The sequence below is a fragment of the Streptomyces sp. NPDC021115 genome, from assembly GCF_044333065.1.
Classification (GTDB): domain Bacteria; phylum Actinomycetota; class Actinomycetes; order Streptomycetales; family Streptomycetaceae; genus Streptomyces.
Genome location: NZ_JBIRQF010000012.1, coordinates 1 through 12,592, shown reverse-complemented (window position 1 = coordinate 12,592; position 12,592 = coordinate 1). Strand labels below are relative to the sequence as shown.

Genomic DNA, 12,592 nt, shown 5'->3' with positions numbered 1-12,592 from the left:
GAGGAGCGGACCCGGGGGCGTAGCCTGCCCCCGGGTCCTTGAAATGCCACCCAACTGCGCACGCCGCGTCGTTTAAGGGCATGGGTCAGTCATCATGTCGTCGTGTTCTGCCTTTGAACTACCGCGCATCGGAGAGAAGTAGCTGCGCGGGCCGGACTTGAACCGGCATCCGACGACGGGGGCCCAGCCCGGTCGATGCGGCGATCGGCGGCGAATGCTGAGTCTGGAGCGAGAGTCTGAGATTGATCGCGGCCTCCTCTGAGGGCGGACCGCGCCGTCACGACAAGCTTCAGCTTCAGCTTGCGCTCCTCGCGCACCCCGTCCGCACTGGGGCGGACGGGGAGTTCATGACGCTACCCGAACAGGTAGCCGAAGACCACGTCACCCACCCTCTGGTCGGTGGCCTCGACGCCGTTGGCCTCCTCGCGGGCGAACTTGACCGCCTGCTGGAGCTTTTCCACTCGGTCGAGCAGCTCGTTGACCCTGCGGGCCGGGAGGGCGCCGGAGAACTTGACCGTGGTCCAGTAGCCGACCGGGATGTCCTCGTAGTAGACCTCGACCTGAGCCGGGTGCTTGTCGGTGGCCTCCGCCTTGACGTGGTTGCGGGGGACCTTCTTCGTACGGACCGTACGCACCGGCTCGGTCTTCCAGGAGTCCGTGGACGGGTCCACGGACCAGGACTCGGCGGCGTCCAGAACCGGCAGCTTGCGGACGAAGGCGCCCAGGTCGGCCAGCTGCTTCTCCAGGAAGAGGAGGTAGGCGACCGGGACGTCGCGCAGCAGCGTGCGGCCCTCGACCGTCACATCCGCCCTCGCCGCGCAGTTCGACCAGTCCTTGGTGGCGGTGACGTCGAAGAGGCGGGTCAGGGTGGCCGCCGTGTCCCTCAACACGTCCTCGGACTTGACCTGGACGCGGGTGGACTCGGGCGGGAGCTGTTCGCCCTCCTCGTCCTTCGGCTGATAGGTACGGGATATCCCGGCGAGCAGGGCCGGCTTCTGCAGGCCGTGGTGGGCAGCCGTCAGGTCCTGGTGGGACTTGGCCTTGACGCCCTTCTCCACGGCGATGATCTGGTTGAGTTTCGCCACGTCGAGCACGCTAGCAAGAGCTGATCCGCGCGCTCGACCGATTATCGGCGGTGGTCAGTTGAGCGGGTAGCGGTCGTGCGGGAAGAGCGGGGCGTCGGACGGTTCGGCGGAGGGGTGGAAGGCGAAGGCGAAGTCGTCGGCCAGCTCGGCTATGGTGCCGCGGCCCTCCACCTGGGCCAGCCAGGACGGCGGGAGGCGCAGGTCGCCGTGGTGGGCGCCCAGGAGGTTGCCGCAGATCGAGCCCGTCGAGTCGCTGTCGCCCGAGTGGTTGACGGACAGCAGCAGCGATGCCCGGACCGAGGTGTGGGCCAGTGCGGCGTAGACCGCGATGGCCAGCGCCTCCTCGGCGATCCAGCCGCCGCCGAGCGACTCGACCTTCTCGCTGGTCGGGTCGCCCTTGGCGGCCAGGTCGATCGCGCGGCGCAGGACGGCGGTGGTCTCCTCGTGGCGCGGGTAGCCGCGCAGCATCTCCAGGGTGCGCAGGGCGGAGCCCTCCAGGGAGTCGCCCTCGAGGAGGTACACGACCATCGCGGCCAGGGCGCCCGCCGCGAGGTAGCCGGTCGGGTGGCCGTGGGTGATCTGGGCGCAGCGGGCGGCGAGTTCGAAGGAGTCGCGGGCAGGCAGGCCGGTGAGGCCGAACGGGGCCGACCGCATCACGGTGCCGCAGCCCTTGGAGCCGGAGTTCACCGGGCCCGGGGCGCCGTGGAGTGGCTGGTCCACGGCGGGGGTGTGGCCCTCGATGAGGCCGGAGAGGCAGGCGTTGCCGGGTGCGCGGCGGGCGTACAGCCACGGGTGGGTGCGCAGCCAGCCGGAGCGGCCGACGTCCTGGGGGGTCCGCTGGGGCGGCGGGTCGGGGAAGTTCTGGGTGTCGAGCCAGCGCAGATACGCCTGGCGGACGACGGCGATCTCGGCGCCGGTGCCCCCGGCGGCGGAGCGGGCTTCGGCCCGGATCAGCCCCTCGGCCGTGAACAGGGTCATCTGGGTGTCGTCGGTGATCCGGCCCGCGGTGCCGCTCTCGTCCGGGACGAGGCCGGTGACGCCCGCCGGGCCGTAGGTCGCCCGGATCCCGTGCAGGGAGCTGAACTCGATCGGGTTACCGAGGGCGTCACCGATCGCGCCGCCCAGCAGACAGCCTCGGATGCGGGACCGCCGGGCGGCCGATTCGTCCCATGACTGGTGGATCACGCGCGGCTCCTCGTCGTGCGCGGCGGAGGCACAACTCCTGTGCTCAGCACATGATCGCAGGCCCCACCGACAGGGCCCCTACGGGCCCGGCGAGAGGTCCGGCGACGGGCCCGGGAGCGCGGTAACGTCGAAGGGGGAGACGATGCGATGGACAGGCGATTCATCCGCACGGGCGATGAGCCGGCGCATGCGCGCACCCCGCTGCGCATGCGGCTGTGGCTCGCCGCCTGGGGGCTGCTGTGGACGGCCGGCGGCACGGTGGCCTTCGTACTGGCGGGCAGGCCCGGCTGGGCGGCCGCCTGCGCCGCGCTCGCCGTTGTCACCGTGGTCGACCTGGCCCTGATCATCCGGCACATCCGGCAGGGGCCGCACTACCAGCCGGGGCGGGATGTGCCGCCGTACGCACCGGTCAGGGGGCGGCGGCGGTAGTGCGGGCCGAGGTCAGCCCCGGTCAGACCCAATCAGCTCTGCTCGCCGAAGCGTGCCGCCTCCACGAAGTCCGGGCGCGGATCGAGCGCGGCGGCGAGGCGGAAGTGGCGGGTCGCCTCGGCCTGGCGGTCGGCGCGCTCCAGCGTACGGGCGAGGGCGAAGTGGGCGAACGCGTTGTCCGGCTCGCGCTCCAGGACGATGTGGAATTCGAGTTCCGCGGCGCGGAGCTGGGCCGCTCCGAAGAACGCGCGGGCCCGCAGCAGCCGGGCCGCGGTGTTCTCGGGGTGGGCGGTGATGACCGAGTCGAGCAGCTTGACGGCGCCTCGCGGATCTCGGGCGGCGAGCAGCTGCTCCGCGGCGCGGTAGTCGATGACATGGGTCTCGGGCGTGGGCTCGGGCACAGCCGCTTCCTTCCCCGGGCTTGCGTGATCCTTGGTCTCGTGTGCGGTGATCCCTCAGCGATGATCGTCGGTACGGGCAGCACAACAACCACCCAGGGCGCCACATTCCCCGTCGTCCCGCCCCGCAAGCACGGCAGGCCCCGCGAGCACGAACCGCGCGCTCAGTCCGTGGCGGCCGCCCGCTCCACCAGCTCGGTCCAGACCTTGCGGACGCGCGGCTCCAGATCGTCCAGCGGGCCGTCGTTGTCGATCACGATGTCGGCGACGGCCAGCCGCTCCTCGCGGGTCGCCTGGGCCGCCATCCGGGCCCGTGCCTCGTCCTCGGTCATGCCGCGCAGCCGGACCAGCCGGTCGAGCTGGGTCCCGGGCGTGGCGTCCACGACCAGCACCAGGTCGTACAGGGTGCCCAGGCCGTTCTCGGCGAGCAGCGGGACGTCGTGGACGACCACCGCCTCCGGTCCGGCGCCCGCCTGGAGCTCGGCGGAGCGGTCGCGGACCAGGGGGTGGACGATGGCGTTGAGGGCGCGCAGCCGCTCGGGGTCGCTGAAGACGATCCCGCCGAGCTTCGGCCGGTCGAGCCGACCGTCCGCGGTCAGCACCTCGGGCCCGAACTCGGCGACGACGGCGGCGAGGCCGGGGGTTCCCGGCTCGACCACCTCACGGGCGATCCGATCGGAGTCGATCAGCAGCGCGCCGTAAGAGACCAAGATCCGCGAGACTTCGCTCTTGCCCGCGCCGATTCCGCCCGTGAGCCCCAGCTTCAGCATGCGGCCCACGCTATACGAGGCCGTACGAGCACGGGGTCCCGCCAGAAGGCCCGCCACCGGGGACCCGCGAGCCGCCGGGACCCCGCCGCTCAGGTGCCGCTCTCGCCCTCCCGCTCGGCGAGGAAGCGCTCGAACTCGGCGCCCAGCTCGTCCGCCGACGGCAGCTCGGCCGGTTCCGCGACCAGGTTGCCGCGGCTCTCGGCCCCGGCCACCGCGTCGTACTGGTGCTCCAGGCCCCGTACGAGCGCGACCAGCTCGTCGTCGCCCTCCGAGACCTGCCGCTCGATCTCCTCCTGCGTCTTCAGCGCCTCGTTGCGCAGCGTGTGCGCCGCGCCCGGCAGCACCAGGCCGGTGGCCGCGGTGACCGCCTCCAGCGCGGTGAGCGCCGCGTCGGGATAGGCGGACCGGGCCAGGTAGTGCGGCACGTGGGCGGCGACCCCGAGCACGTCGTGGCCCGCCTCGCCGAGCCGGTACTCGATCAGCGACTCGGCGCTGCCGGGCACCTGGGCCTCGTCGAAGAGGCCGCGGTGGCCGGGCATCAGATCGGTGCGGTTGCCGTGCGGGGTGAGGCCCACCGGCCGGGTGTGCGGAACGCCCATCGGGATGCCGTGGAAGTTCACGGCGAGCCGCACCCCGAGCCGCTCCACGATCTGCCGCACCGCGGCCGCGAAGCGCTCCCACTCGACATCCGGCTCGGGCCCGCACAGCAGCAGGAAGGGCGCCGCGGTGGCGTCCCGCACCAGGTGGAGTTCGATCGCCGGGGTCTCGTAATCCGTCCAGCGGTCGCGCTGGAAGGTGAGCAGGGGGCGCCGGGCCCGGTAGTCGACGAGCCGGTCGTGGTCGAAGCGGGCGACGATCTGCCGCGGCAGCCCGTCGAGCAGCCGCTCCACGATCTGGTCGCCGGTCTCACCGGCGTCGATGTAGCCGTCGAAGTGGTAGAGCAGCACCAGCCCGGCCGAATCCCGGGAGGCTATCGCGTCGACTTCCGCGAGTCCGCTCGGTTCCCATGCGTACAAATCCTGCGGATCAAGCACTGTGACCGCTCCTCCTTGTGTTCCGTACGCGAAAACACCACACGGGGGCGTACGCATTCCCGGCCCCCGGCCTCAACTCCTGTGCGCATCATGGCCGTCCGCGGCCGGGAACACGCGGGAACACGCGTGAGGCCCGCTCCCCCGGAGGGGAACGGGCCTCACACACGATCAGCCGGTGCCGCCGACCATCAGGTCAGCGGCGCGGCGATTCAGCTCTGGCCACCGGCCAGCTTCTCGCGGAGCGCGGCCAGCGCCTCGTCCGACGCCAGGGCGCCGGAGTTGTCGGCCGACTCCGAGGAGTACGAACCGCCGCCGCCGGCGGCCTGGCCACCGGGCGCCGGGGCAGCACTGCCAGCCTCGGCAGCGGCCTGCTCGTCGGCCTCGCGCGACTTGATGACCTGGGCCTGGTGCTGCTCGAAGCGGGTCTGCGCGTCGGCGTACTGACGCTCCCACTCCTCGCGCTGCTTCTCGTACCCCTCGAGCCAGTCGTTGGCCTCGGGGTCGAAGCCCTCGGGGTAGATGTAGTTGCCCTGGTCGTCGTAGGACGCGGCCATGCCGTACAGGGTCGGGTCGAACTCGACCACGGACGGGTCGGCGCCGAAGGCCTCGTTGGCCTGCTTCAGCGAGAGGCTGATGCGGCGGCGCTCCAGGTCGATGTCGATGACCTTGACGAAGATCTCGTCGTTGACCTGGACGACCTGCTCCGGGATCTCCACGTGGCGCTCGGCCAGCTCGGAGATGTGGACCAGACCCTCGATGCCCTCGTCCACGCGGACGAACGCACCGAACGGAACGAGCTTGGTGACCTTACCCGGGACGACCTGACCGATCTGGTGGGTCCGGGCGAACTGCTGCCACGGGTCTTCCTGGGTCGCCTTGAGCGACAGGGAGACGCGCTCGCGGTCCATGTCGACGTCCAGGACCTCGACCGTGACCTCCTGGCCGACCTCGACGACCTCGGACGGGTGGTCGATGTGCTTCCAGGACAGCTCGGAGACGTGGACCAGACCGTCGACGCCGCCCAGGTCCACGAAGGCACCGAAGTTGACGATGGAGGAGACGACGCCGGAGCGCACCTGACCCTTCTGGAGGGTGGTGAGGAAGGTCTGACGGACCTCGCTCTGGGTCTGCTCCAGCCAGGCGCGGCGGGACAGGACCACGTTGTTGCGGTTCTTGTCCAGCTCGATGATCTTCGCCTCGAGCTCCTTGCCCACGTAGGGCTGGAGGTCGCGGACGCGGCGCATCTCCACCAGGGAGGCGGGGAGGAAGCCGCGGAGGCCGATGTCGAGGATGAGACCACCCTTGACGACCTCGATGACGGTACCGGTGACGATCCCGTCCTCTTCCTTGATCTTCTCGATGGTGCCCCAGGCGCGCTCGTACTGGGCACGCTTCTTCGAGAGGATCAGGCGGCCTTCCTTGTCCTCCTTCTGGAGAACCAGGGCCTCGATCTCATCGCCGACGGCCACGACCTCGTTCGGGTCGACGTCGTGCTTGATCGAAAGCTCGCGGGAAGGGATGACGCCTTCGGTCTTGTAACCAATGTCGAGCAGGACCTCGTCCCGGTCGACCTTCACGATGACGCCGTCGACGATGTCGCCGTCGTTGAAGTACTTGATCGTCTCGTCGATCGCGGCGAGGAAGGCTTCCTCGGAACCGATGTCGTTTACCGCCACCTGCGGGGTGGTGCGGGTTGCCTCGGTGCTGCTCGTCATGTGGGAAAGGGCTCCGGTACGGACATTGAGTCGTAGGTACTGCTACGCCGAGGACCCTTATCGCACTGCCGAAGCCGGACAGCCTGCGAGGCGCGGATCTTTCCGGATCTTTCCGAGAGACCGAAAACGCCTCGACAACCGAGGGGACATACAACAGATGCGAGCGCGGCCTGCTCCGTCTGAGTCGCGCAGGCCCGCAGCGCAACTTGTAGCATACGGGGGCGGCCGGGCATGGTCAATGCACGAAGAGCGCACGTGGGGCCTAACGCCCCGAACCCGGCAATTTGCAAGTCACTGCTGCGACGCGGTCCCTTGCCGCGCCCCGCAGCCACAGGTCGATACAGAGAGTACGACGACGCGTCCGATGGTCCAAGAACACGAGCCCAGCGCTGCCCTCGCGGCCCATGCCGGTGCCCCCGAGGCCCCCGAGCCCTCCGAACCCACGGCCACCCGCCGGATCGCCGACGACACCGAGAGCAGCCGGGCCAGCCGCGGCTGGTGGGACCGCAACGCGGACGAGTACCAGGAGGAGCACGGCCCCTTCCTCGGCGACGACCGCTTCATATGGGGTCCGGAGGGGCTGGACGAGGAGGACGCCGGGCTGCTCGGGCCCGCGGACCTGCTGAAGGGGCGCGAGGTGCTGGAGGTGGGCGCGGGCGCGGCGCAGTGCTCGCGCTGGCTCGCGGCGCGCGGCGCGCGCCCCGTGGCGCTCGACATCTCCCACCGGCAGCTGCGGCACGCCCGGCGGATCGACGCGGAGGCGGTCGGCGCCGCCGGGGCGGGCTTCCCCGAGATCGGCTCCCCCGGTATCGCGCTGGTCCAGGCCGACGCGACCGCGCTCCCCTTCCGGGACGGATCGTTCGACCTGGCCTGCTCGGCGTACGGGGCGGTGCCCTTCGTGGCGGAGCCGGTGCGGGTGATGCGCGAGGTGCACCGGGTGCTGCGGCCGGGCGGCCGGTGGGTGTTCTCGGTGACGCATCCGGTGCGGTGGGCGTTCCCCGACGAGCCCGGGCCCGAGGGGCTGAGCATCTCCGGCTCGTACTTCGACCGCACCCCCTATGTGGAACAGGACGACACGGGCCGCGCCGTCTATGTGGAGCACCACCGGACCCTTGGTGACCGGGTACGGGACGTCGTGGCCGGGGGCTTCCGGCTGATCGACCTGGTGGAACCGGAATGGCCCGCCTGGAACCGTCAGGAGTGGGGCGGCTGGTCCCCGCTGCGCGGGAGCCTCATCCCGGGGACGGCCGTCTTCGTGTGCGAGCGGGACTGAGCGGGGGGCCGGGCCGCCATGCGTACGGACGTCCTGGAGCAGTTGCCCGTCCGCGAAGCCGTCCCCGAGCTGCTGCGCGCGCTCGACCAGCGGGGGTCGGCGGTGCTGTGCGCACCGCCGGGGACCGGCAAGACCACGCTGGTGCCGCTGGTGCTGGCCGGGCTGCTGGACGGCGGCGGGCAGCCGGTGCGGCGGGTCGTGGTGGCCGAGCCGCGCCGGATCGCGGCGCGGGCGGCCGCGCGGCGCATGGCGTGGCTGCTCGGCGAGCGGCCCGGCGAACGCGTCGGCTTCACCGTACGAGGGGAGCGGCAGGCCGGGCCGCGCACCGTGGTCGAGGTGGTCACCACCGGTGTGCTGGTGCAGCGGCTGCAAAGGGACCAGGAGCTGGCCGGGGTCGACGCCGTCGTCCTGGACGAATGCCATGAGCGCCACCTGGACGCCGACACGGCGGCCGCCTTCCTGCTGGACCTCCAGGCCACGCTCCGTCCCGAGCTGCGGCTGATCGCCGCGTCGGCGACGACCGACGCGGAGGGGTGGGCGGGGCTGCTCGGCGAGGGCTCAGGCGGCGAGCCCGCGCCGGTCGTCTCGGCCCCGGGCGTGTCACACCCCGTGGACGTGGTGTGGACGCCGCCCGTACGCCCCGTACGCCCGCCGCATGGGATGCGGGTGGACCCGGCCCTGCTCGAACACGTCGCTGACGTGGTGCGGCGCGCGCTGCGGGAGCGGTCAGGGGACGTGCTGTGCTTCCTCCCCGGTGTCGGCGAGATCGGCCGGGTGGCGGGGCTGCTGGGCGGCGCCGAAGCGGAGGTCCTCCAGGTCCACGGGCGGGCCCCCGCGGCCGTACAGGAAACCGTGCTCGCGGGCGCGGACGGCGGTCGGCGGCGGGTGGTGCTGGCGACCTCGGTCGCCGAGTCCAGCCTGACCGTGCCGGGCGTACGGATCGTCGTCGACAGCGGCCTCGCCCGCGAGCCGCGCATGGACCACGCGCGGGGGCTGAGCGCGCTGACCACCGTACGGGCGTCCCGGGCCGCGGGCCGGCAGCGCGCGGGCCGGGCCGGGCGCGAGGCCCCGGGGACGGTCTACCGCTGCTGGCCGGAGGCCGAGGACGCCCGGCTGCCGCGCTTCCCGTCCCCGGAGATCGCCGAGGCCGATCTGACGGCCTTCGCCCTCCAGGCGGCGTGCTGGGGCGACCCGGACGCGTCCGGCCTCGCCCTGCTGGACCCGCCGCCGGGCGGGGCCATGACGGCCGCGCGGGAGGTGCTGACGGCGATCGGCGCCGTCGACGCGGCAGGCCGGGCCACCGGGCGCGGCCGCCGCATGTCCCGGCTCGGCCTCCATCCCCGTCTCGCCCGCGCCCTCCTCGACGCCGCCCCCGAGGTCGGCGCCCGCCGGGCGGCCGAGGTGGTGGCCCTGCTGAGCGAGGAGCCACCGCGCGAGTACGGCGACGACCTGGCCGCCGCCTGGCGAACCGCCCGGCGCGGCGGCGACCCGTACGCCACCCGCTGGCGCCAGGAAGCCCGCCGCCTGGAACGCGCGGTCAGCGGGGACGCGGCCCCGAGCCGAGGCCAGGGCGGCGCGGGGCTGGGCGATGACGCCGTCGCCGGGCTGGTCGTGGCCTTGGCGTTTCCGGAGCGGGTGGCCCGGCGGCGGGGCGAGGGGGCCTATCTCATGGCCGCCGGGACCGGGGCCGAGGTGGGCGGCGGGTCGCGGCTGGGCGGGGCGCCATGGCTGGCCGTGGCCGTCGCGGACCGGCCGGTGGCCGCCGCGTCGGCGCGGGTGCGGCTCGCCGCCGTCACCGACGAGGAGACGGCCCGTACGGCGGCAGCGGCGCTGGGGTCGGACGGCGAGGAGGTGCACTGGGCCGACGGGGACGTCGTCGCCCGGCGGGTGTCCCGGCTCGGGGCGATCGAACTGGTGGCCCGGCCGCTGGCCGCGCCCGATCCGGCGCTCGTGCACGCGGCGCTGCTGGAGGGGCTGCGCCGCGAGGGGACGGGGCTGCTGCGCTGGTCGGCGCAGGCCACGGCGGTACGGCAGCGGATGGCGTTCCTGCACCGGGAGCTGGGGGCGCCCTGGCCGGACGTGGCGGAGGCGGCACTGCTGGCGGATCCGGACGCATGGCTGGGCGTGGAGCTGGGCCGGGCCCGGCGGCGGGCCGATCTGGAGCGGGTGGACGCCGGTCAGGCACTGGCCCGGCTGCTGCCGTGGGCGACCGGCGAGGCGGCACGCTTCGAGGAGCTGGCGCCGGAGCGGATAGAGGTGCCGAGCGGTTCACGGGTGCGGGTGGAGTACGGGGACGGGCAGCCGGTGCTGGCGGTGAAGCTCCAGGAGCTGTTCGGCTGGCACGCGTCGCCGCGGATCGCGGGCGGGCGGGTGCCGCTGCTGGTGCACCTGCTGTCGCCCGCGGGGCGTCCGGCCGCGGTCACGGCCGATCTGGCGTCGTTCTGGCAGGACGGCTACCGCTCCGTACGGGCCGAGCTGCGCGGCCGCTACCCCAAGCACCCGTGGCCGGAGGACCCGACGACGGCCGAGCCGACGCGGCGCACCAACACCCGCCGGTGAACCGGCACCGGCGGTGAACCGGCGCCCGCCGCCGAGCGACGCGCCCCCGGCTCATACCGCCCAGGCGCGCAGCCGCCGGGCGGTCTCGCTCAGGCGGAGCCGGTTGTCCCGTATGTCGCGGATGAGGCTCACCATGCCGCCGGACGGCGGGGCGATCGCCTCGCCGGACTCCTCCAGGTACATCTGGGCGCAGGCCGCGCCGATCACCGCGTTGTAGTCGGAGAACGGCTCCATGATCAGCGAGGTGTGGAGGAAGGTCGCGGCGCGCGCCGCGGCCTCCTCGTAGTACGGCTCGCCCGCGAACCGTTCGTAGCGGTGCCGTTCGCTCATGCAGTGCAGTGCGCCCCAGTCGCGCACGGGGGTGTTCACCGGGGAGACATCGACCTGGACGTTGAGCACCCAGCCCGCGTCGACGTACAGGATCACGGGATCAGCGGAGCCCTTCTGGGAACTCCCGCTCGAACTCGTCCTTGTAGCCCATGGCGAAGCGCACGGCGCCCTCGACGAAGCGCTGCTTCTGGCGGCGCCGCACGACGTCCTCGGTCAGTATGTCGTGGGCGAGGCGCTTGATGGCCACGCCCTTCTCCTTGGCCTCGGCACGCAGCTCGGCCAGTTCCTGCTCGGTGAACTCGATCGTGATACCCGGCATGGAGCGCATGCTAGCCAGCCGACTACCGAGATCACTACCGGCGTCACTATCAGGAGGGAACGCGCGGACGGAGGTTGACGATCCGTCGCCGCCGCACGCCCCTCGACGGCGGTCGTACGGACGGCGAGGACACCCCCGGACGGCGGCCGCGCGCCTCCAGCAGCAGCGCGACCGCGAGCAGTCCGGTGCCCAGCGCCCCGAGCCCCCAGGGGAGATACGTCGTGAAGGCCAGGACCAGCTGCCGCTGGGAGCCGACCATCTTCACCGTGTGGGCGATGTAGTCCTCGCGCATCTTCACATGGCCGGAGAAGACGGTCACCCGGTCCCGGCCGCCCAGCAGGGTGCCGCCGCGCAGCTCTTCGCGGTGGATCTCCTGCCCGTTGACGGGCGCGCCGGTGGTGGGCTCGACCCAGAACATGCGCTTGGTCGTGTACCAGCGGGAGGTTCCGGCCTTGCGGACGGTCTCGGGGGTGACGCCGTCGACCGGCATCGTCTTGGGCAGCGGGACCTTGGTCCAGGGGATGGTCTGCTCGAAGTAGTAGACCGTCAGCCCGCGGAAAGTGCGGGTCCCCTTGTAGTGGATGGGGGCGGAGGTGCGGGTCTGGGCGTCGAAGTAGCGGTAGTCGCGCTTCTCGGTGAGGAAGGGCCACTTGTACTCGATGCCCTCGCGGCGCACGGCGTCGCCGTCGACGTGCTCGCCGCCCGCGTGCACCGGGTCCTGGGAGTGGGCGTCGAAGACGTAGCGCTCGGGGATGCGGGAGACCATCTTGCCGTCGGGGCCCTCGATGTACGACAGAGCGTCCCAGACGACGACGTCGCGCCCGGTCTCCTTGCCGACCTTCTTCGCGGCGCCCACGTTCCCGCGCAGGGTCTGCACGATGCTGACCTTGGAGACCGTGCGGGGCTTCATCGTGGCGTAGTCGAGCAGGGTGGCGGGGCGGGCCTCCAGGACGGCCGTCTGGTACTCGCTGGGCGGGATCTTGGCGAGCCGGGGGAACGCGTACCAGCGCACCAGCGGCGCGAGGGCGGCGAAGAAGACGGCGAAGGCGAGCAGCACCAGGCTGGCTTTGCGGCGCATGGCGGGGCGTCCCTCCCTCAGGGGTGCTCGGGGACGGTGGTGAGCAGCGGCTCGGGAGAGGTGGCGCCGCTGGGGGCGCCGACGGCCGTCACCGTGAAGACGAGGGCGAGGGCGGCGGCGAGTCCGATCGCGGCGGCGACGAGGGCGCGCATGCGGGCCTCCCGTGGTTCCAGTACGACGACACCTGACGAAGCGTCAGTTATGGCCGGGGCTGGGGCACCGTAGCAACGGGGGGCGCAGATGAGAACACGCAAGCGGGAACGGGAACGCGCGCCGCCCCCGGGCCCGGTGGGGGCTCGGGGGCGGCGTCGTGCGGCTGGGCGCGCTAGGTGTGCTGTTCGGGGAGGTTGGTGACGCGGCTGGCTGGGGTGTGGCCGCTGATTCCGGTGTGGGGTCGGTGGTAGTTGTACCAGTCCA

At 72.5% G+C, this 12,592-nt stretch carries 13 protein-coding genes; 3 read left to right on the top strand and 10 right to left on the bottom strand.

The genetic code is table 11. The annotated features are described in order from the left end of the window. Positions 1–353: 353 nt before the first annotated feature. Both ACH4TL_RS30250 and ACH4TL_RS30245 read right to left on the bottom strand, forming a co-directional pair. A complete protein-coding gene (locus tag ACH4TL_RS30250) occupies positions 354–1,085 on the bottom strand; it encodes a hypothetical protein (protein WP_398322932.1) in 732 nt (243 codons plus the stop codon). 54 nt (positions 1,086–1,139) lie between these two features. Further along, positions 1,140–2,270, bottom strand: coding sequence for an ADP-ribosylglycohydrolase family protein (locus ACH4TL_RS30245; protein WP_398322930.1), 1,131 nt, complete (start codon positions 2,268–2,270; stop codon positions 1,140–1,142). Positions 2,271–2,417: 147 nt separating this feature from the next. Here ACH4TL_RS30245 and ACH4TL_RS30240 point away from each other — a divergent pair, with 147 nt between their 5' ends. Continuing rightward, the gene (locus ACH4TL_RS30240) at positions 2,418–2,699 is read left to right on the top strand and encodes a DUF6343 family protein (RefSeq protein WP_398322928.1); all 282 of its coding nucleotides are present in this window, start codon (positions 2,418–2,420) and stop codon (positions 2,697–2,699) included. Positions 2,700–2,731: 32 nt separating this feature from the next. Here the strand turns inward: ACH4TL_RS30240 and ACH4TL_RS30235 are convergent, their stop codons facing one another. From ACH4TL_RS30235 to rpsA, 4 genes are all read right to left on the bottom strand, one after another. Further along, the gene (locus ACH4TL_RS30235; RefSeq protein ID WP_398322926.1) at positions 2,732–3,100 is read right to left on the bottom strand and encodes a tetratricopeptide repeat protein; all 369 of its coding nucleotides are present in this window, start codon (positions 3,098–3,100) and stop codon (positions 2,732–2,734) included. Between the two features lie 161 nt (positions 3,101–3,261). Beyond that, complete coding sequence (coaE, locus tag ACH4TL_RS30230; RefSeq protein WP_398322924.1) at positions 3,262–3,867, bottom strand: dephospho-CoA kinase; 606 nt, start codon at positions 3,865–3,867, stop codon at positions 3,262–3,264. An 89-nt stretch (positions 3,868–3,956) separates the two neighbouring features. Further along, positions 3,957–4,901: a PAC2 family protein gene (locus ACH4TL_RS30225; protein ID WP_398322922.1), complete on the bottom strand. Its 945-nt coding sequence runs from the start codon at positions 4,899–4,901 to the stop codon at positions 3,957–3,959. Between the two features lie 209 nt (positions 4,902–5,110). Continuing rightward, positions 5,111–6,616, bottom strand: a complete 1,506-nt coding sequence (gene rpsA / locus ACH4TL_RS30220) for a 30S ribosomal protein S1 (protein WP_398322920.1) — start codon at positions 6,614–6,616, stop codon at positions 5,111–5,113. 364 nt (positions 6,617–6,980) lie between these two features. Between rpsA and ACH4TL_RS30215 the strand changes: the two genes are divergently transcribed. Both ACH4TL_RS30215 and hrpB read left to right on the top strand, forming a co-directional pair. Continuing rightward, positions 6,981–7,889 (top strand): class I SAM-dependent methyltransferase, encoded by a 909-nt coding sequence (locus ACH4TL_RS30215; protein ID WP_398322918.1) that lies wholly within the window; start codon positions 6,981–6,983, stop codon positions 7,887–7,889. An 18-nt stretch (positions 7,890–7,907) separates the two neighbouring features. Then, positions 7,908–10,448 carry an ATP-dependent helicase HrpB gene (gene hrpB / locus ACH4TL_RS30210; protein WP_398322916.1) on the top strand — a complete coding sequence of 847 codons (2,541 nt, stop codon included), beginning with the start codon at positions 7,908–7,910 and terminating at the stop codon, positions 10,446–10,448. 51 nt (positions 10,449–10,499) lie between these two features. Here the strand turns inward: hrpB and ACH4TL_RS30205 are convergent, their stop codons facing one another. From ACH4TL_RS30205 to ACH4TL_RS30190, 4 genes are read right to left on the bottom strand one after another with little or no spacing between them, the layout of a single operon-like run. Further along, positions 10,500–10,874, bottom strand: coding sequence for a hypothetical protein (locus ACH4TL_RS30205; RefSeq protein WP_398322914.1), 375 nt, complete (start codon positions 10,872–10,874; stop codon positions 10,500–10,502). Positions 10,875–10,878: 4 nt separating this feature from the next. Next, positions 10,879–11,097: a hypothetical protein gene (locus tag ACH4TL_RS30200; RefSeq protein WP_398322912.1), complete on the bottom strand. Its 219-nt coding sequence runs from the start codon at positions 11,095–11,097 to the stop codon at positions 10,879–10,881. 49 nt (positions 11,098–11,146) lie between these two features. Further along, on the bottom strand, positions 11,147–12,175 hold the full coding sequence (locus ACH4TL_RS30195) for a DUF3068 domain-containing protein (protein ID WP_398322910.1): 1,029 nt from the start codon (positions 12,173–12,175) through the stop codon (positions 11,147–11,149). Between the two features lie 17 nt (positions 12,176–12,192). Further along, positions 12,193–12,327 carry an SPW_0924 family protein gene (locus ACH4TL_RS30190; RefSeq protein ID WP_398322908.1) on the bottom strand — a complete coding sequence of 45 codons (135 nt, stop codon included), beginning with the start codon at positions 12,325–12,327 and terminating at the stop codon, positions 12,193–12,195. Between the last annotated feature and the right edge of the window lie 265 nt (positions 12,328–12,592).